This is a genomic window from Bradyrhizobium sp. CCBAU 25360 (genome assembly GCF_028128695.1).
Classification (GTDB): Bacteria; Pseudomonadota; Alphaproteobacteria; order Rhizobiales; family Xanthobacteraceae; genus Bradyrhizobium; species Bradyrhizobium ottawaense.
The window spans coordinates 1001928-1021306 of the sequence record NZ_LBJA01000001.1 but is presented as its reverse complement, the minus strand read 5'-3'; the positions used below and the strand labels follow the sequence as shown (position 1 = coordinate 1021306).

Below are 19379 nucleotides of genomic sequence, written 5' to 3'. Positions count from 1 at the left end.
TGTTTGTTCCGGGCGGGTCGGGGCCTCGACCCGTCCTACAGCTTCTAATGGGGCCTGCGGTTGGTCACGAAATAGCCAGGCTTTTGATCTTCTTCCTGCCGTTGCTCAGCGATTGCCTGCACCGCCGCGCGCGTAACTGCCCGGCGCGCTAGATCCAGCTTCTGCCCGCGGGCGTCAGCAACGAGTTGCTGCCAATATGCTTGGCGAACATTCTCCAGAACAAGTGAACGCGGTCCGCTCGCCACCGCCTCAGCAACCGCCGCGGCTGGGGGAGCGATACAAGCGGCCTCCTGCAATCGAGCCGATCGGAATGGCAGAAACACATCAGTCAACGCAGGTGAAAGCGCGCCGCTCTCCGTCACATGCACGAAACCCGCACTTTGCGGCCACGCAATAAGCTGACTGCTCACCGATCCGATTTGGCGGTTAGCCGCGAATTGGTGGCAGCCGCCGCATGTTATGGCCCCTCCGCGATTTAGCACGTCATCAATGGTAGGCTTCTGTGGCGGATCAATAACGAAGGCGTTCAGTGCACTGCTCGCCCCCGCCTTGAAGATCGGCCCCGAGGCGTCAGCGATCGTCTTCGGATCATCCTTATTTCCCTGAGATACGCTTTGGAATTCGTTAAAGCGGTTGTCGAACCGAGCGCCGATGCGATTGAGAATGTCGATCTTGTACTTGCCTGGATCGAAACCGGTGCTCTTTGGGTCAAGCTCCGGTACGTAACCGGGCTGGCCATTCGTGAGGAACTGACGCGAGACGTCGGGTTCAACCAATCTCTTGAGGAAGGTGTTTTTGAACTGTGTCTGGAATTCCGTTCGCTCTGTCGTTTCCAAAGGAACATCCAGAGTGTTAGATCCTGTCGTGTCGCTGTAGAGTTCGGCTAACGGGTTTTCCTTAACGGTGACTGGAGTGAAGCTGGCGGGCGTTGGCGCGCCGGAGTTAATCACGATCCATTCGCGTAATTGCCATTCAAACTTACCCGGCGCGTTTATGAAGAGATTGCCGCGAACCTGGCCGAGCGGGCCTCCGTAGTTTTTGGCCTGTACGACTGGTCCTGACACGCCTGGCGCGCCCTTGTAATAGAACTCCTCAAGGCGGGTTGCTCGCTTCGACGCGTCGTTCTCGTCAGACAGATCGCGCCAGAATTTGACCACGGCTCGGCAACCCTCGAACCCGCTCTTCTGCGGATGCGCATTGTCGACCCGGGCCTCAAATATCAAGAAGAAGCGACTATCTGGGCCGCCCTTTGGCACCGGCGCCTTGAAGCCATACACGATGCGGTGCTCTCCGCAGTTTGACCAATCTTGGGGAGCGAGGTCGAGCCGATTGAAGAGGGCAATTGGAACCAAACCCACCGGATCGGCGGGATCGAGCAGATTCTTAGGATCTAAACCGGCCTCCAGTGCACGGATATCGACTTTCATACGCAAGCCGCTTACGGGATTTACCATGTCGTCATCGTTCATCGACGTGAGGAGCGATTTGACAAAGTTCTCCCTGTTCTCAGCCGTCGTCTGTATTTGCAGGCTCGTCAGGATCGCGTTTATCGTGGTTGCGAAAGAAAACTTGGTCTTATCGAGAGCTCCATCCGTCACGACGAGTGATCGACCCTGGTCGATGGTTGGCGCTGGCGGACAGCTTGGAGTCTGAGCAGCGGCAATGGATACGATTATGCTGGCAGTCGAAGCGAGAAGAACGGCGCGCAAGCGGTAAGCTGTTCTGCGAGTGAAATACATCTTATCCTCCTGGATCAAATAATCGTCCGGGCGAACAATGCAGTGCGCAAACACAAGTCGTCGGATGCGCTGAGGCGTTGTTTTATTTGTATAATCGGGTCGTGCACCACCTTACGCCGGAATCGAGATGGAGAAGCACCGGGGTGCCGCAGCTCACGCTGTTCGCGGACTAAGGTCTGCGTTGCGCAGTCATTGTTGGACTGCGCTATGGCACCAACACAATTTCAGCGGTTATTCTAGCAATCAGGTATGTCGACGTACAGAACATCTAAAACGTGCGACGATCTGGCAGTGACGCGTCGCTACACGCTTAGCGGATATATTCCTATCCGCGGGCCTCAAAAAGGATGACTATCTGATTGGCAATTTGAGATAGCATCAACTCCAGAGAGCGCAGGTAGCGCAGGTTACGTTCTCGTGCGTGATAGCCGGGCAGATCACCACCTTTCTGCCTTCGGGAGTGGCCGTATTTCGCATCATGTCAGATGGGAGAACGACCGTGTCAGGCGCCATCTCGAGTGCGGCGAACTTGTCCGCCTCAGCAAGAGAGTCGGCGCTTAGGTTGATCGTGAACCCATTTGCATTTGCTTTGGCGATGGCGAGACGGTTCTCTTCATTCGAGAGGACGTCAAAGTGGGCAGATGTAAATCCTCGCCGGCCGGAATTAGCAGTCACTAGCGCCAACAGTCGCAGCCGAGAGATCGTCATCTGATCATCGCTCGGCAAGTCACCCGCTTGGTTATGACGCCAAAGCATATCAGGTGGCAAGTTGCGCACGGTCAGTAGTAGTTCATCAAAGCTGTAGACCGGGATGCGGCCGCTGATCCTTTGACCAGCCTTCGTTCGGTCAAGTCCGGTCCAGATGTAGTGACCGAGATGGCCATGCTCGGCATAGCAGACGCCTGCTTGGTCGCCCGCGCTGCCCTTGCGCAGTGGACAAGCTAGCGGGCAGGACGAACGTGGGCTCGTTGTGATCAGGATTTGGACCGGTTTTACGATTTCCAATTTAAAGGCAATAAGAAAACGCTCCATGTGTGGGTGTCTCCGTTTTGGGAGACGCCCAAATAGATTTCAAAAATCATGCTGTAATCGTGCGCCACGTGAGGCTGCGGAGGAGGGTGAGGCGCAGGCGTGGCTCTGTGCATCGACGATCACATTTTGTTGGCGTGCGCTAAGCGCAATCTTGCAGAGGCAAGTTCTGCACGCAGCAATAAACAGGCTCGATCTGGCACGTCCACACCTCTGGGATTGTCGGCTGATTGCTCCGATCATGGAGATATACATCCGCCCAATCTCACACATTTCGCACGCGGTGACTTTCATGGCGACCAGCGAGTTTTTGGAATTAAGGACGAAGACCGCTGGCACGTCTACATCATCGGTAAGACCGGTACGGGCAAGTCGACGTTGCTCGAGACCATGGGCGCTCCAGGATATCGAACGCGGGCACGGACTTGCGGTCATCGACCCGCACGGCGATCTGGTGGAACGCATCGCAGCTCAAGTGCCGGCGAGACGCGCGCCGGAGGTGATCTACCTGAATGCCAGCGATCCTTCGCAACCGTATGGATACAATTCCCTTCGTCGCGTCCGTGGGGATCGGATCGCTCTTGCTGCTTCCGGATTCATCGAAGTCTTCAAGAAGATGTGGCCAAAGGCATGGGGTGTGCGCATGGAACACATTCTGCGGAATGTGTTCATGGCACTGCTAGAGCATCGTCTGAATGTTTCGGATCTTGAAGAATACGTTGCGACCCGGACCGCAAAAATAGCGACAGAGCTGAAAATTACTCAGGAAAATGAGAAGCGACTTGCAATTCAAGAGGGAAGTTATCGAGTTTTGACGGGGCGCAACGTGATACAGAACGGCGAGGTATTGCTGAAGAAGCACCTGGATGACTGCGTTGCCATTGAGACGGTCGATGGCCAACGCGTTATTCGAGTCCGAGGGGAGGACGGGAAGTCTCTGATCGGAGGCGGAGCCGACGGCTTGGCAACGCTGGAGGAAGTTGCGATGAAGTATGTCGAACAATATCCCGCGGTATTTGACGTTGCAGGCAAGAGGGAATCTTCGCCTGCGGCGCGCCGGGGAAAAATCCTCACGCGACCGGAATTCGATAGGCTCGATCCCATTACTCGCGCGCAACGAATGCGTGATGGTTACACGCTTGTGGAGGGGCCCCCAGTATCCTCAATAAGAGTGTCCGCTCGGCCAGGCGAAAAAATCATATCACGTGCACAGTTCGATCAGCTTCAGCCGAAAGAGCGTGCCGCCAAGTTTGCGGAAGGATTTCGATTGGTCGATTGAAAGAAACATTGTTCGGAGTACCAACAAAGAACCGCCACTTTGAGCCTACCACTTAGACCCCACCAAACGGTGCAAGAACGATTTCTGTGGAACGCTGCATCATCGCAAAAATTGAGCAGGCGGGACGAACTCCTTAAAGGGAAGAAAGCGATGCGTGCGATTTTGACCTTGAGCGTCTTGCAGCCTGTGCGGGGTCGTGAACGCAGCAACTGTACATCAAGGGCACCGCCGGCACGCGGTGCTTCATCCCCATCAGCATAAACCCATCAGGTCGAGCATCCGGTTTTGGCTATGCGTGGCGTCAATACTACCGGTCCGCACCATACTACCAAGGCTACAGCGAGCCGTATTATGGCGCTTCGCAGGGCTACGCGCCCGGCACAAGGGAGCGGTAAGGCCGCTGTCTCAGGGCGGCCCTTTGGGCGACATGTACTCGGGCGAAACGGCGGGGCTGAAAGATCCTTTGGAGTGCTGCTTCGGGTCAACAGCGCCGATTTGGCCAACGGTGGGGTGCTTCCGCTTTACCCCCGACGGCCCCAGACAACTCGCTACGCCCTAATGGAAGCAATGGGCCATAAACCGTTCTTTCTCTCAGGATAGGCGACCGGTTCTGGAGCCTTGCAAAATCTCTTGCTGGTATCTAAGCGATGCGTCCATCACCGGAATGCTCAAGCCCTTGCGGCTCGCGCGCGTTTACGGCTTTCTCGTCGAGCGCAGTGACGGTCTTTATCATCCCGGCGGCAATTAGCCCGTGTGCTCCAATGCCTTGGCACAGAGAATGGTCGAGGGTGGCTGGCTCGTGAAGCGCGGGGTTCGTTATGAGCCCACGAGCAAGGTCTGCACGCGGCAGAATGATGCTGGCCGGCCTCACCGGCGCGGCGACCGTTCCGAGCGGCGGGCAGAGCATTCGAATTTGCAATGCAGCACAGTCCAACCTCGCAAGCGCATTAAACTTAGAGAACGAACTGAAGAATGTAATTCTAGCCGTGTTTCGATCTTTCGCGTTTTTACACAGCCAGGGTCAAAACGCCGATTTGAACTACGCCGTGTCACTTCCGCTGTGCTCCGATCAGCTGACAATATCTGAGCCAAGCCGAACGTCGCCATCGGGCCAGTTCCGGACCTCGATGATACGATCCCACGCACTACAGGAACGGTCAGACCTTCGGTCGGCCAAGCGAATATCGACCCGATACTGTCAAGCCGTGATCGATAGGTGGCGAGAGCTACGGCTTCCGCGTTCGCCGGGTCGACCCGGGTGGCGACGGACACGGTGTGCGTAGATCTGTGTCTTGCCAGCGCCGCAACGTCAGCCATGTTAGGTCGCGAACTCTGTCGCACTTTCAACTGTTAGTCGCGCAAAATCCGTGCATAATGGCACTGTTTTTCCTTTTCAATTGCCATTTGTTTGGATGTCCTTCGATGACAACCTCGTCCAGTCATGTGTATTCCGCGTTGGAGCTTCAACTCGGCAAAGCTCTTGCCGCAACCGTTGCTCCCGAAGAGATTGATTTTTTCGATGCAATTGCTGCGGCACCGCAGCAATCAGGCAAGAGGCGAGATCATGAACTCGGGTTCGGCGTTCCGTCTGGAGACGACCTCGCCACGATCTCTGCCGCTCTGCTGGTATTGTGCAAGCCCATACTCAATTTCATTTGGGCGAACGCTAAGGACGCAACAGGGCAGCTGATCAAGAGCGCAACCGAGCAAGCGCGACTTGCCTTGGAGAAGCGCTTGGGAGATTGGTTCGCCAGCCGCTTCAAGAAGCCCAGTCCGATAACAATCGCGCCAGAGAAACTGGAAGAACTGATTGCCAAGCTCACGGTTGATGCCAAATCGCTCGACTTAGACGAAGCCGCATTGTTGCGATTGACGACCACTTTGCGCGACGGCTTTCGACGGTAGCGCGGGACACGGGATGTGCCACAGGCTCAATCCGAACAACCTGCCAACTGGCACAAACGTTTATTTTTTGGTTTTGCTGATAACCTCACTGATGATCGCATTTTGGAGCGGCCAGTTCCTGCCTGGGCCAGAATACTTCACCACTCCCTTTAACGCTCGCTTTCAGCCGGGGCTCTACTCCACCAAAAGCGGCGTCTACGGGCTCGCCATCCTGAGCGTTCTCGCGAGCATATTTTACTTTTATCACTCGCGCCGCCGAAACAACGTCTTTGGACCCTATCAGAACCTCGATGCCTACAATTCGGTCCGGGACAAAATTGCACAATTGTCCGAAAGATCGGGGGTCAGAGTAGACATCCTTCTCCACGACAAGAACATCACGAACACCGACGCGATAGCATTTGGCTTTCGCGGGAAAAGAACAATCCTGATGGGACAGGGCATGCTTTTGTTGGCCATTAGAAGGCCGCAAAATTTCCTTGCCCGAATTGCTCACGAGCTTGGTCATTTCAGGAACGGCGACATCAAGTACGCGTTTATTTCCCGGTCCTTACTCCAGGCAAATCTAGTCTTGATGACGATCATTGTTGTTTGGCTGGTCGCCCATCCTGCCAGAGTTGTTCTAATGCAGTATTATCTTTTCACCGATCCGACACTTGGAGTACCCGGTGCTGACCTCAAGCTCTTCTTCTCATCGCATGGCCTGAGATGGGCGCGATACTGGGCAGATCAAGTGGTCGGCGCGTTGACCATCACGGTACCTGTTTTTGCTTTTTGGGCATTGTTGCTGTTTATGGAATACAGGTCACTCCTGCGCACTCGCGAAATCTTGGCTGATGCGCGAGCCGCACAGTGGGTTGGTCGAGACGCGTTGTTGGAGGCGCTTACTAGCGGCAAAACGCCACCTCAACCATCGCTCAGAGATAAGTTGTTCGAACTCCTGAGTGCTCATCCCCTGCTTCCGCACCGTGTGGACGTCGTCCTCAGGCCTCATAACGTCCTTCAACCCAGCTTGTTGCGATTTCTCTTTTTGGGATATCTATACTCTCTAACAAATTATCTGATCAGTAGCATCAACAAGTTGATGCAGATACTCAATCCTCGCTACGGAGAACTACTCACTCAAGGAAATGCAATGCAGGCTCTACTATCGGTTTTGAGATTTGAGCAGCCAATCGCGTCTGTGATCTATTTTGGAGTCATAATCGCACTGACAACCATTTTTATGATTGTCGTTGCGACCCTATTGAGATCTTCCTTGACCCAGAGACTTTCAGGTTGCGCGCACTGGACTTGGCTTCTAACTACTATTGCGCAAATTTCTCTCTTTGCTGCTGGCAATGTTCTTGGTGACGCTTTTCACCCGTATAGCCAGTCCAAGCAGCTACAATTGGCGTCAAAGGTGATGCTCGGCCAATCAATCGACGGGCTATTCTTCAATCGCATCGGCATAAAGGACATTCTGGATCAAGCAACGCCGTGCGGAATCCTTTTGGGGGTCTCGATATTATTTTGGGTTGAAGTGAACTTCATTGTAGCGGGCTCTCGCTCCAAATCTATCAAGGCCTGGCAGTGGGGCGCGCTGATGGTTTGCACCTCCCTTGCTGTCTTTCAGGTTTGGTCGATTGTCTGGGTGGCGCGCACTTATCCCGACTATATCAACTCGATATTCCTCACAACGGGAGGACTACAAGCAGTGCTATACCTCGTCATTGCTTTAGCCGTCTCTTGGTTCATGCGAGGTCGCTACCGTTCGGTCGGTCACACACCCGGCTGGCTGTTGGCAGAGTGATCAGTCTGTAGGAGCAAAGCACGCAAAATCTCCAGTTCGGTCTATTGCGAAGCTCGCGAATATCATCATCAAGCGCCTGTCGCAGGCAAGTGTCTTGGTTGATCCGGCGCTCGGCAGCCGCCCCGTCCGAGATAGAGAACGCCTAAGCGACTTGATTGCCATGCTGGGTCACAGAGTTGTGGCCAATCTAATCGACCTTCTGAAGGACCCGGCAGGCGGGTTTCTGCTTTGGGTCTTGGCTGTGTGAAAACGCCAACATGCGCCATCGTGATAGAAGAAGTTATTCGTCCAAGACCGCTTTAGTCGCTCAACGCGCAAGCGGATTAAACTTAGAGGTGGGACTGGAGAATACCATTCTTCGCCGCGTTTCGATTTTTGAGTTTTCACACAAGCAGGGTCATGAGCGTCGTTTTGGCAGCCAAGCCGCTGAGCAGCAGACGTTGTGACGGGCTGCTGGCAGGTCTCTGATGGGCCATTAACCGAAGTCCTTCACCTCCTGTCGATCAACCTTGTCAGTCTTATGCCATCATCGGAAGCGCCTTGTCGTTCCCTCCTCGGCGACGCAAGAAGCGTCAATTGACCGTGATGCTGATTGTGGTCCTCACGGCCTCTCAGAGACGGCCGGCGGCTTCTGGGAACTCTCGAAATACTCCTTCCAGATAGTCTCGGCGTGGTCCAGACAATGCCTTAGGTTTTCGCTGTCCACGTGCATATCCAACTGGCGATTGGGGGGAAGATGACTGAGCTCAAATCTGTCCTTGCCCTCCACTGAGCTCATTCGGATGATTGCCTCCATAGAGCGCGTTCCATGCTTGAATGTTTTCGTTAGAAGCAGCGCGTCCACGATACGGCGGTCGATCTGGGCCTCCTGAGGTGAGCTTTGAGAGAAGATTCTAGGAACATGGAACTGCAGGAGGCTGCGAAGAATGAAGGCGCGCCGCATGAGATAGGAACGATCGACTACCACTGACCACTTCTTATCGGAAGAATGGTAAAATGCCTTGTCCTCATCTTTGGGTGACAACCCGAAGACGTCGATATGGCCATGGAGGCGGCTGAGAAAGTCAACGCCCTTGAAGTTGACCTGAGCTGCGGTGCTGTCTGCAATTGCTCCGCTCGACAAGCCCGCGCTGCTTTCCTCCTTGCTTGCCCTTTCATCGCTTGGTTCCGAGCCTCTTCTGGAATTTGAGGTATTATTCGAATTGGCGACCGGCGAGCAATGCGTCGCCTTTCGGTTCTCTTCCATGACCTCTGCAAATTCGGGGAAGGTCTCAGACACGCCGCCGGCGAAGACGAAGATCGCTCGGCCGATGGGATAGACGATATGGCCGGACCTAAACTCGCCATCCTGGAGCGGTGCCAGGAAATGCTTGAGCCAGAAATATTCAGCACCTCCGACCGCGCAGTCAAACTCGTCAAAGAATAGAATGGGGACGCTCCCCCGCAATGCAGCGTCGCGCGCTAACTGAAAATAATGCGCAAGGTCTTCGGGATCGACCAATGCCGAGAGATTGCACTCGTGGCGAGCGTCCTGGACAAGTTTCTTGCACGCTTTCGGAAGGTTCTCGATGATGCTCTTGACCGCCGTCGATTTTCCAGCGCCCGGCGGGCCGAAAACTGCAATTCCAAGCGGCTTGCTTGAACCGGACGGATGCGAAAGATACGATTGCATCAACTTTCCAATGGTTCGCAGCTGTTCGATTTCGTGGACATGCGCCGTCTTGATCTTGCCGAACTGGCAGATAGGCACTCCCTTTGGTGCAGTCTCCTTGAGGACATAATTCCTGAAATCCTCTAGTTTTTTGTTACCGGCAACTTTGTCGAAGATGCTGAAGCCTTCGTTCGGCAATTGGTCCGCCAATATCGGATAATGTTCTAGCTTGTGCTTCTGCACGGTTTTGGCAACTGCGGCACCAAGTTTCAGTGGGTTATGAAACGTTCGCTGCTCGATCTTTCGCTCATCAAGGATGAATGGGTCCGGTGCTTTTGCGGACACATCTTGAGAAGATTCACCAAGGTGGGAAAATATACCCTCAGAATAGTCTAGTCTCGGCATGCCGCGTCGCGCCCTGCCAATCCGCGTCCATTCGAGTTCGAAAGGAAGGTGCAGACCGGTATTTGCGAATCCCGATTCCAAGAATCGTCGTTTGGCAATTAGCGCACACGAGAGGACGTCTTTGATATTCGCCAACGGGTTCGTGCCGGTCCGCGCAGCTTGGTCGACTTCCTGGTGGAGTATTGCCGAAAATGCACTGACGAATACGGATTGCGCCCCTGGCATCGTGCCTTCAATCGTGTTCGCAAATTCCCCCTCAGCGCCTCCAATCGAAAAAATCAAATCGCCGGCTTCGACTTGTCGCTCTTTTTTTTCCCTTCGGTTCACAGCCTTCGTCTTCAAGTAGAGGGCAGCGTCGTAGTCGAACGTGATGACGAGGTGAGGAGGAGTATTCCCAGGCAAGAGCCCGTCGCGTTGGACGTGATCAACGACATCGCAGAGAGTACGCTCCCACGACAGCGAGCGACTGATGGGCACGCCGGATTTTCTCAACTCATCCGCGGGAATGACACCGATAACTTGGTGGATGTTCTTGTTTTCGAGCAATGCTGCCATGAGGTTGGATTCCGCTTCGTCCAAAGGCGGCGGATCGATGATTTTCATGACTACCCAGCAGTGTTCCTCGTTTGCGATTGCATCCGCGAGGTCTATGGCAAGCTGGTCATGGTCACCGCGATCATTGACAACATTGACAACAAAGAGAACCTCTTTGCTACTCGTAACGAGTTCAAGGTCTTTTGAATCGACAAATTCTGGCGCGCCGTCAGCAAGTGGCAAGGTAAACCCTTCATAGGCACTCGGTGCCACGCGGAAGCGGTCATCCTTGAACTTTTGTAGTCGATAGGAAAGTTGCCAATTGCAATCGAATTCACGTGGCTGCTTGAAAAGGCTTAGTTGGCGCCTCTTCAAATGGCGGTCGTGGAATTTCGTCCAAGGCTGAAGCCGCACCATTTGCGGCTTCTTCTGGTTGTTTGTTCCGTACCACACCGACCATGCGACTCCGGTGAACCGAGCCAGCAGGTAGGTCCCGCCGAACTGTCGCACAATGACTTTGTCAGGCCCATGCGAACCGCCTTTTTGGGAGGTAGCACTCGCTTCGAGGGCGGCTCGGTATTTGGGCTCGAATTCGCCGTAGAATTCGTAATTGTCGATAGTGATGTCCCCGCAGAAAAAGATCGGCATAAGCCAGTCTCCCACCGTCGGTAATCCCTGGTTGCAATGGTTATCACAACTATCACATGCGTCCAACCGGCGAGCCGACGACCAGGGCCGACCTCGATCAAGAGACGAGAGAAGCGGAACGCCCTGCCGATCTCGGTAGTAACTATGCTGATGCGCTGAGCTGGAGCGGATTAGCGTTTGCTTATGTTGTTGGTGATGTAGAAACGGGTGCTGCCCTGGTTGAAAACGCATTATACCTGAATCCGAATTCCGCCTTTGCTTGGCGTTACAATGCTTGGATCAGTGGCTGGCTCGGTCAACCCGAGCGCGCGATTGAGAGTGCGTTGCGCGGGATGCGACCTAGTCCGGTCGATCCGTTACTTTGGTCATTTCAGGCAGCGCTAGCCTATGGACATTTTTTCGCGGGACACTACGGAGAGGCGATTAATTGGGCAGAAGCATCATTGCGGGAGCGATTGAACCCCGAAGCTCTTCGAGTCATGGCAGTCAGCTGCGCGCTCGATAATCGACTGGATCAAGCGCGTAAGAGCGTCGTCCAGCTTCTTCAGCTAAATCCCTCCCTCCGGATTTCCGGCCTCAGATGGCTTCCGTTTAGGCGGGCCGACGATTGGGCTCGATACGAACAAGTATTGCGAATGGCTCGCCTTCCGGAATGAATTCCTACTCCGCTAACGCCATTGTTGGGCTTATGCCGCTATCAAGCAGCAGTAGTTAGGTCCGGTTTGGGTCGCACTAGAGTTACCGCCTGAGTGGGCTTGGCCAGGGCGACCCACAACTCCGTCGTTGATCCCTCATCGGGCATCACTTCAACGATAGTAAACTCGCTGCCGAAGGACTCCGCCATCGCCAACAAGTCGGCTGAAGGCTCGCAGTCGTCCCGGGTGGATGACGTGTCTAGATCACGCCACAGACCGGCGGGCAAACCGTTGGTCTGATACGATTGTTCCTACTGATCGGACTGGTTCGGGTCATAGCGTCGAAGGTCGTCGAGGGCATAGACTTCCGCTTTGCTCTCAGTCGCTCACCTTGTGCGGATCAAGCAGAAGGGCTGACCACAGCATCCATAACGCGCTCCATCGCGGGATGGCTCCGGTTCTTTACTTTGATCCAATGCTTCTGACGACCGCCGCGGTAAGGCCGATCGCGATGTTTGGACATGAGCCCCTCGAGACCCATGCGGCATGCCGCGCGAAATAGGTCCAGCCCGATCTCGCCGCGGTCGAACGGTGCCACCGTGATCCCGTCCGGCCGGCGCGCAAATAGCTGCTGCAGATTTGCTTTCCGAAGATGAAGGGGAAGGGACCGCAAATCATCCCCGCCCATTGCGAGGATATCGAACGCGTAGAGCTGCACTTCGTCGTCGTGCTTACGGCTGTGCAGGGCGTTGAAGTCGGAGACCCCATCAACACCGAGGATGACGGCCTCGCCGTCGATTGCGAAGTGCTTCTGCCGGTTCTTCAGCGCCGCTTCTGCAATCCATGGGTAGCGCCTCGTCCAGTCGGTGCCGTTACGCGACAGGAGGCGCACGCGGCTGTCCTCCCGAATGACCAACATCCGGTAGCCGTCGTGCTTCACTTCGTGGATCCAGTCGGGCCCCGAGGGGACTTGCTTGGCGGCGGTGGCCAAGCAGAGTTCGTACGCCATACGCATGTGCCGAAGATAAGACTTCCCGTCGCCTTTGGGAGTCGGGAACAAGTGGCAATCTGGCGGATTACTTCTCTGCTCCGACGACCCCCAACGCCCCCCTGAAGCCGGAGCAGACCCCAACGCCTCAAGCTGAGGCCGTCCTGTCGTAAGCTCCATGTCAGCGGGCGTTCTCCGGTCAGAACAATCTGTGATATTAATCGGTCATGCTCTGTTCTCCGAGCGTGTATTTATAAGCGGAACACCTACAAGTTTGGCTCGGTCGCTCTGGCAGCAGCAGCGCCGGAATAAGTAAGGTCGCCTCAGGTGGCGCCCCAGGGTCAGCATTGCCACCCTTTTCACGCTTAAATTGTTGCACTAAGATTTCGCCCTGTTGGCGTGGGGAAGTACAATGAGGAATGACCGAATTTGACGGCCGCCATCATCGCAGTTGGGGCCCTCAACACGGTGCTCGCAGCAATAGCGCTTCTGTCTCTCTGAGCACCGATGATTTTCCAAGGACATTGATCTATCGCAACTAGCGCGCCTGACCCCGATACAGCCTCCCTAGCATGAGGCGACGATGCAACCTTGGATAAAACCTTGGATGTTTCATATACTGGCGTGGGGGGCAGCGGCCCTGGGCTTGGTCGCCATCCTTTCCATGAGCCTGTAAGCTCGGTCAGTTGGCGAATTGCGGTGGCCTGCCGCTTTCGAAATCGAGCCTGACATCGGCGCCCCTGTTGCCGCAGCCGGCGCAGACGAAGCGCGGCTCGATATCAGATAGGCGGACCTCATCGGGCCAGCGATCAGCCCTCAAAGCGACGTGGTGGCCGCAGTGGCAGTAGACCAGGATGCCGCGCAAGCCCATCGCGCGCATCTCGCCGAAGGTGATCTTCATCGGCCGGCCGTCGGCGTGTGTGGGCGTATGGCGTGATGTAGAGCGAGGCATGCCGCGATCAAAGCAGCATCGTAAGTAGCTCGCAAATCATCAATCCTGTCGCTTGTTATGACTCGGAAGGGGCCGCGAGTTTGTCAGGCGGGATACGAACCGGTGTAAACTTTGTGTCGGTTCGCTGAGCGCGCTTGCAGTTCGGGCACACGAAAAGATGGGCACTAGCGGTTCCGATCGGCAAGAGATCGCCCGATGCGCCTGCCGTGAACGCCCTTGCATCTTGGAACCGTTTGGAGAACTTCCTGCGCCGGAACCTACGGCGTGTCAGGGCAGGTCAGCCTCCATTCCTGTTCGGTGGAAAACTTGCTCAGGTGCCCGGCAGGCGTGTATCATTTTGCCTTCCTGTGCAAAGGGAGCCGAGCTATGTGTCGCCGCACAAACGATGATCCGCTCGCGAAATTCTTCTTCAACCGGTACCATCTCCACCTGCTCGCGATCCCGCGCGAAGGCGCCGCGGTTGGCGACTGCTATATCGTCACGCCGAAGGGGATTCTATCTCCTGGCCCGATCGCTGAGCTGATGCTGCGCGGCTTTAAGATGCCGGACATAGCCAGAGACGAGATGATCGCCGGCCTCTCAAACCAGGTCTCCGATGCCGTCGATCTAGACGCCGGCTTCCACCTGCTGGGTCCGTTCCTCGCTGCCACAGGCCTCGGATCTATGGTCGGTGACGCAAAGGCCTCTATGCAGGCCAAGGGCGCGCGGAAGCTGAGCTTTCGGTTGCTCGATGCGAGGAGGGATTCGGTTTCGCCGCTCGCCCTCGGCAACGCCCTCAAGGGCAAGCGCTTTGATTGGAACCACCCGCTGATCCGGCAGGAGAACAAGTACCTAGTCACTATCGGCGTAATTCGGACGCCGTCGCTGACGGTAGTTGCCACCGACGATAAGGGGGCCAAGGTGGCATTCGGCGCGGAAGCGGTCGGCGCCGGCGGCTCCGCGAACATCGCCATTACATCGGGCTCGGCCGGTGAGATCACCGTCAATGGCGGCAAGCCGCTCGCGATCGCCGTCGAGCTTGTCGAACTCGGTTACGATCAGCAACGCGATTCCTTCGGGATCGACGCGATTGAGCACTACGAGCTGGTTCGTGGCGGCGGAGATCTGCCCCGACCTCCGGCTCCGCTCGCCGACGAGTTGATTTTGGAGGCAACGGACTGGCGGGAGTGAGCTGCGTCCGCTCTTTGGTGGTTCGTTCGCCGATCTGGCCAGCGTGCCAGATGGCCATCTCACGCTGCGACGGCCGAAGCGCCGGCTGGCCAGCGCGGCAGGACTGAAGTCGGGAATGTCTGCTTCTCCACGTCTGGTGTGTTCTGAACGACCAGCACCGGCGCGAACCAGTGCGGTGTGAGCGGATAGTTGTCACTGAGATTGCGACGGGCCTTTACGAAGGCCGGGCCGAGATGCGTTCCGCTGACGATAATGGCTTCGTAAAAATCCTTCGCAAACGCCAAAGCGAGGTCATCGCGAATCGGCCACCGGAACCCAATGATGGCGGGAACGCTCTGCTCCGCCAAGCCGAACACGATGCTTTCGCTCGAGCTCTGACAGCTGCTCAAAAAGACCAGTCCGACCTGGGACAGGCTGTTGATGAACACATCCAGCGGGATCGCCTCGACATCGCCATCCCGCTCCGCGGGGTAGAACAGGTATCCTTTCCCCTCTAGGCCCTCACCATCGTAGATCGAGTGCCCGGCATAGTGGATTACATCCCACGGCCCGTTGTGACGCAATTGGGTGTTCACCTCAGCGCGGAACGCTACTGGGTCGAGCTCGCTCGTGCTGACTGAGGTCACCTCCACGGGGCGTTTTGCTTCGCGCCGGCGATTGCCAGTGCGGCAGTCGAATTTCCGTATCTCGTCGCACTCGCTCGCCAGATGCGGCAGCGGGCGCAATATCGTGTCGCCGAATTTCCCCTTGACGTTGGCCTCGATGACAATGCAGCGCAGCGGCCGCTGCTCGCCCGCTTTAGCGCCCCAGAGCAACGGATAGCCGCGCAGGTGTTCGATATGAAGTCGACGGGCGAACGTGGATTCCAGTGCGCAGAACCTGCCGTTCCGACGCAGCGATTCGTACAGAATTGGAAAGTGCAGCCGGTCAGTATGAAAGCAGAAGACGATGTTACCGAGGTCTGCCAGGCTCATCGCCTCGATTAGGGCGGCATTGACCTTGGTGCTGTAGGTCAATGCCTTGTCGATTTTTGCCCCGCATTCGGAAAGCATGAACTCCCAGAGGTCATAACGTTCACCCAACGTGTCCTTGAGGTGCTTCGCATACTGGGTCAGGTTCTCGAGCAGCTCATCATTGAGCTCGATCGGCCCATCAACGTGCTTGTGGCTGCCGTTCTTGTCGAAATAGCTGAGCTCGCACATCTTCGCCGTGCCCCGGACAGAGACATGCACAAAGCTCGGCGGCTGCTCGACGGGAGCGGGAGGCAGCCCTGCGTCGAGGCGCCGCTGCAGTTCCTTGAGCTGGTTGAGCGTCGAACGCAGGTCGTCTTCAATCTTTTCATACGATACTGCCCGGCAGTAAGGGTGCTGGTTGATCCGGCGGTTGGTCTCATCGTCGATATGGGTTGCCAGCACGATTGCGAATAGCCGGCGATTCTGCCCCATGGCGTGATCGACGAGGTCGAGCCCGACGCGCGCGCTCGGATCGCGGGGTGAGGCGGCGTCGCGGGCGATGTCACGATCAATGATTAACAGCGCGTATGGCTCCTCCTGGCGTTGCTGAGAGAGACGTTCGATCGCCTTGATCTGGTTGGAGGCCATAACGTAGCGCGCCTCGCGATCCCAGGCATCCTCAACCGCCTCGCAGATGATTTGATGGTATTCGACCTCATGATGGACGATCAGCACCGACTGAGTCATGACCGCCCCCCGTGGGTAGCGGCCTTCAGCACGATCTTGAACTCGGTCCGACCGCCTTCGTTTGTCCGAGAGTATGCCCCGTGCATCCTCTCGATGATACGCCGCACGATTGGCTCGCCGAGTGCGATGGTCTCAAGCGGACCTGCGCTTGCGGCTTGTGCGCAACTGGAATCCGGCACCGATCCCCAGATTTTGATCGCGATACGCCCGTTCTCCTGCGCAGCGGTCAGATCCACGCCGGCTTGCTCGGGACAGAAACGGAGGAGATAGGCGAGGACGGACTGGATCGCATTCTTCAGTTGATACGGATCACCGTAAGCTGAAAGGTCGCTCGGGCGGATGGCGGTGCTGATCTTGCTGCGCTCCGGCTTTGGAAGGTCGCCCAGCGCCTCTTCGACGAGGTTTTGGAGGTTGATGCGCACATTCTCGGCGTCAAGTTCGGGCCGCCACAAAGCCAGACGATCGAAGGTGATATGCAACTTTGCGAGCTGGCGCAGTGCTTTGTCCAGGTACGACGCGCCCGCGCTGTCCGCGATCTTCGCCAGCGCCCGGTTCAGCAGGCTTGTCGCAAGCGACAGCGGAATCCGCACCTGCTCGGCCAGCTCGAGAAACGCGGCCTCCACCGACTCACGCTCCTTGAGCTGCTGCATCGGCGCTAAGTCCTTGATGAAGATTGCGCGCCGTCCGAAGTTGTTCTCGAGCGGTCGGGCCGACATCAGTACATCTGCCACTCGGCCGTCCGATCTCTGGACCTCGATCTTTTCCTCGGCGGTCCTGCCGATCACGCCGATCAGGGCTTGGCACACGTAGGGGTCAGGAACGAAGTCGGCGAGCGGGCGTCCGGTTCCGGCCTCCTCGATGACGCTGCTTCCGAGCGCGGATACGCCGAGCAGACGGCACGCCTCGGGGTTCATTCCGGTCACGATGCCTTCCTCGTTGATTATCATGACTCCCTGTGAGCTTTCCTCCACGACTGCCCGGAGCACGTGTCGGTCTGCCAACACATTCAGCGCGACCGATGCGGTCTCGAACAGCCGCCGCAAACTCCCGATCTCCTCCTTCGCGAAGGCGTGGGGAGAATCGTCTTCGATGTTCAGTATCCAGCGCACCCTATCTCTGATCTTCACCGGATAGCAGAGTAGGGACCGTGTCCACTGGTGCAGCGGCGCCACGTTGACCCGCGTCGGGCCCGACTCCGGCAGGTCTGGGTACGACGCCAGCCGACCGTTGCTGCAGGCCTCGCCTAGCGCGCCCAACTTGATCGGCCGGAAAAGCTCGGAGGGGACTGCCTCCATCGCTTGCCGCGCCGCCTGCGCGCGCAGCACGAACTGATCCGAGTTGCGGCGAACCTCGAACAGGCTGACGTGCCGCCAGTCGAAATGTTGGCAGAGCTCGTGGACGATTCGCTCGGCGATCCTGACATTGGTGTCGCATGTCCAGACGTCGCGCGAGAAGCGTTTGATGAATTTCTCTTCATCTACCGCGAGATAATGAAGGGCCATTTGGCCGACACCGTCGATAGGAAGCTCGCTGATGAACGTCGCATCCCGCTCGTCGTAGAACGCCGATTGGCGGCTCACTAGGCAGATGACGGCGCGGATGTGACCGCCTCGCACGATTGGCACGCTCATGAATGATCGTAGGCCGCGGATAAGGCCGCCGCCGGGGCGCTTTGTCAGTTCGGCGAGACCAACCTCCACCAGATAGTCGCGGATATTTGGAACGATCAGCGGATCGCACCGTAGCCGATCGAGCGCCGTGGGCGTTAAAGTGTACCATTTCTGAGGGATCGGAACCGCCTGGATTGCGCGGTCGCAGTTGAAGATGACCTTCGAGAGTAGGCGTTTTTCGTCAATCAGGGCGACGCTGAATTCGTCGAAGGGAAGCACCTTCTCAAGTTGGCGGGCCAAGGCTGAGAACACTGCGTTCCAACCTTTCACTGACTGGGTTTCCTTCAGAATGGCTTCGGTCGCGCGCGAAACGTGGACCGGCCTGACGATGGCCAGACTTGCGAACAGCGCTCCCTGATCATCGAGGAGGGCGATACCGGCGATCCGCACGGCAATCCGGCGTTTATTATCGAAGCGGCAGAAAGTGAGCTCATAGTCATCGTTGTGGCCCTGCCTACGCTTCTGCAACTGCTGCCTGAAGGTCTCGCGCTGCGCTTCCTCCAGGAGGAGATCCCATACGGTAATTGCGCCTGCTTCGGGAAGTCCTAATGCCGAGCGTGCAGTCGGGTTGGCGTAGAGTAGCCTTCCATTGTCAAGCCGAATGGCCAGCATCGGCAGAGGCGCGGCATCGAAAATCTGCTGCGTATGCGCGGTCAGCCCTCGGAATGGCTCCAACGCCGAGGGCGCCGCGCTGGGCAAAACCTGGTGCGACTGTAGAGCGCTCATGAGGCCCCCATTGTTTCGGTGCCTGCAACCGCTCTAACTTAGCCTTTGACCGACCTCTTGTGTGTGAGCTTGTTCACATCAGCCGGGCAAGATTCTAGATTCTCGATTTTCGGCCCTGCGTGCGAAATGCTTTTACCCGGGGCTATCGTATCGGTAACGGGCCGTTGAGCGATCCTGCCTCGCAAATTATCGATTCCTAGTCGGTCGGAGCGCGCGAGCTACTGCGCGTCGTGGGTGCGGAAAGGCCGATGGCGGAGGACGCACACCGGCGGCGAGTGGCCACGGACTCCGATCGGCCGCATGGCTCGGTCGTCGGGCGAACAGGCAGCGGGTGCCTGAAGAAGTATGCGAGGATATTCCCGTCAGCGAAGTCGGCGTCAGAACGCACGTCGCCTCCAAGATCCTTGAGGTCGCCGTAAAGGGGCAACTTTCGACGGATGCGTTGAGAACGGCGGGTTGTAAGGCCCTGAAGCCGCCCACGATGTGGCGTTGATTGTAGGTAGCCGGCTCAAGCCGTGCGCCATTTGCTATATGCGAATCCCATCGCGCGCCGCTT

Annotated in this window: 12 protein-coding genes; 5 read left to right on the top strand and 7 right to left on the bottom strand. The window is 56.8% G+C overall.

All coding sequences use genetic code 11. The features are described 5' to 3' along the window. Positions 1–44 precede the first annotated feature (44 nt). Positions 45–1739, bottom strand: coding sequence for a hypothetical protein (locus tag XH81_RS04355; RefSeq protein ID WP_271595921.1), 1695 nt, complete (start codon positions 1737–1739; stop codon positions 45–47). Between the two features lie 378 nt (positions 1740–2117). Further along, on the bottom strand, positions 2118–2771 hold the full coding sequence (locus XH81_RS04350; RefSeq protein WP_271595920.1) for a DUF7227 family protein: 654 nt from the start codon (positions 2769–2771) through the stop codon (positions 2118–2120). A 289-nt stretch (positions 2772–3060) separates the two neighbouring features. Here XH81_RS04350 and XH81_RS04345 point away from each other — a divergent pair, with 289 nt between their 5' ends. The 3 genes from XH81_RS04345 to XH81_RS04335 all read left to right on the top strand — a co-directional run bounded on the left by XH81_RS04345 (position 3061) and on the right by XH81_RS04335 (position 7744). Then, on the top strand, positions 3061–4047 hold the full coding sequence (locus tag XH81_RS04345) for a hypothetical protein (RefSeq protein WP_271595919.1): 987 nt from the start codon (positions 3061–3063) through the stop codon (positions 4045–4047). Positions 4048–5469: 1422 nt separating this feature from the next. Then, positions 5470–5952, top strand: a complete 483-nt coding sequence (locus tag XH81_RS04340; protein WP_271595918.1) for a hypothetical protein — start codon at positions 5470–5472, stop codon at positions 5950–5952. A 13-nt stretch (positions 5953–5965) separates the two neighbouring features. Further along, positions 5966–7744 (top strand): M48 family metalloprotease, encoded by a 1779-nt coding sequence (locus tag XH81_RS04335; protein ID WP_271595917.1) that lies wholly within the window; start codon positions 5966–5968, stop codon positions 7742–7744. A 601-nt stretch (positions 7745–8345) separates the two neighbouring features. Here XH81_RS04335 and XH81_RS04330 read toward each other — a convergent pair. Next, positions 8346–10982 carry an ATP-binding protein gene (locus XH81_RS04330; RefSeq protein ID WP_271595916.1) on the bottom strand — a complete coding sequence of 879 codons (2637 nt, stop codon included), beginning with the start codon at positions 10980–10982 and terminating at the stop codon, positions 8346–8348. Between the two features lie 56 nt (positions 10983–11038). Between XH81_RS04330 and XH81_RS04325 the strand changes: the two genes are divergently transcribed. Continuing rightward, positions 11039–11638, top strand: coding sequence for a tetratricopeptide repeat protein (locus XH81_RS04325; protein ID WP_271595915.1), 600 nt, complete (start codon positions 11039–11041; stop codon positions 11636–11638). Between the two features lie 379 nt (positions 11639–12017). On the opposite strand, the gene XH81_RS04320 is transcribed toward XH81_RS04325, so the two are convergent. Next, positions 12018–12626: an ATP-dependent DNA ligase gene (locus XH81_RS04320; RefSeq protein ID WP_442868188.1), complete on the bottom strand. Its 609-nt coding sequence runs from the start codon at positions 12624–12626 to the stop codon at positions 12018–12020. Positions 12627–13287: 661 nt separating this feature from the next. Next, entirely contained in the window at positions 13288–13557 is a 270-nt protein-coding gene (locus XH81_RS04315) for a hypothetical protein (RefSeq protein ID WP_271595914.1), read from the bottom strand. Positions 13558–13923: 366 nt separating this feature from the next. Here XH81_RS04315 and XH81_RS04310 point away from each other — a divergent pair, with 366 nt between their 5' ends. Next, on the top strand, positions 13924–14727 hold the full coding sequence (locus XH81_RS04310; protein ID WP_271595913.1) for a gasdermin: 804 nt from the start codon (positions 13924–13926) through the stop codon (positions 14725–14727). Between the two features lie 59 nt (positions 14728–14786). Here the strand turns inward: XH81_RS04310 and XH81_RS04305 are convergent, their stop codons facing one another. Both XH81_RS04305 and XH81_RS04300 read right to left on the bottom strand, forming a co-directional pair. Then, positions 14787–16427 (bottom strand): CHAT domain-containing protein, encoded by a 1641-nt coding sequence (locus tag XH81_RS04305; protein ID WP_271595912.1) that lies wholly within the window; start codon positions 16425–16427, stop codon positions 14787–14789. Further along, positions 16424–18823 (bottom strand): GAF domain-containing protein, encoded by a 2400-nt coding sequence (locus XH81_RS04300; RefSeq protein ID WP_271595911.1) that lies wholly within the window; start codon positions 18821–18823, stop codon positions 16424–16426. The genes XH81_RS04305 and XH81_RS04300 overlap by 4 nt, the downstream gene beginning before the upstream one ends. Positions 18824–19379: the final 556 nt, after the last annotated feature.

Bases quoted from the DNA above. Each gene is read 5' to 3' on its own strand.
- XH81_RS04305 (WP_271595912.1), bottom strand. From the start codon at position 16,427: ATGACTCAGTCGGTGCTGATCGTCCATCATGAGGTCGAATACCATCAA.
- XH81_RS04315 (WP_271595914.1), bottom strand. From the start codon at position 13,557: ATGCCTCGCTCTACATCACGCCATACGCCCACACACGCCGACGGCCGG.
- XH81_RS04345 (WP_271595919.1), top strand. From the start codon at position 3,061: ATGGCGACCAGCGAGTTTTTGGAATTAAGGACGAAGACCGCTGGCACG.
- XH81_RS04300 (WP_271595911.1), bottom strand. From the start codon at position 18,823: ATGAGCGCTCTACAGTCGCACCAGGTTTTGCCCAGCGCGGCGCCCTCG.
- XH81_RS04340 (WP_271595918.1), top strand. From the start codon at position 5,470: ATGACAACCTCGTCCAGTCATGTGTATTCCGCGTTGGAGCTTCAACTC.
- XH81_RS04355 (WP_271595921.1), bottom strand. From the start codon at position 1,739: ATGTATTTCACTCGCAGAACAGCTTACCGCTTGCGCGCCGTTCTTCTC.
- XH81_RS04330 (WP_271595916.1), bottom strand. From the start codon at position 10,982: ATGCCGATCTTTTTCTGCGGGGACATCACTATCGACAATTACGAATTC.
- XH81_RS04350 (WP_271595920.1), bottom strand. From the start codon at position 2,771: ATGGAGCGTTTTCTTATTGCCTTTAAATTGGAAATCGTAAAACCGGTC.
- XH81_RS04310 (WP_271595913.1), top strand. From the start codon at position 13,924: ATGTGTCGCCGCACAAACGATGATCCGCTCGCGAAATTCTTCTTCAAC.
- XH81_RS04325 (WP_271595915.1), top strand. From the start codon at position 11,039: ATGCGTCCAACCGGCGAGCCGACGACCAGGGCCGACCTCGATCAAGAG.
- XH81_RS04320 (WP_442868188.1), bottom strand. From the start codon at position 12,626: ATGGCGTACGAACTCTGCTTGGCCACCGCCGCCAAGCAAGTCCCCTCG.
- XH81_RS04335 (WP_271595917.1), top strand. From the start codon at position 5,966: ATGTGCCACAGGCTCAATCCGAACAACCTGCCAACTGGCACAAACGTT.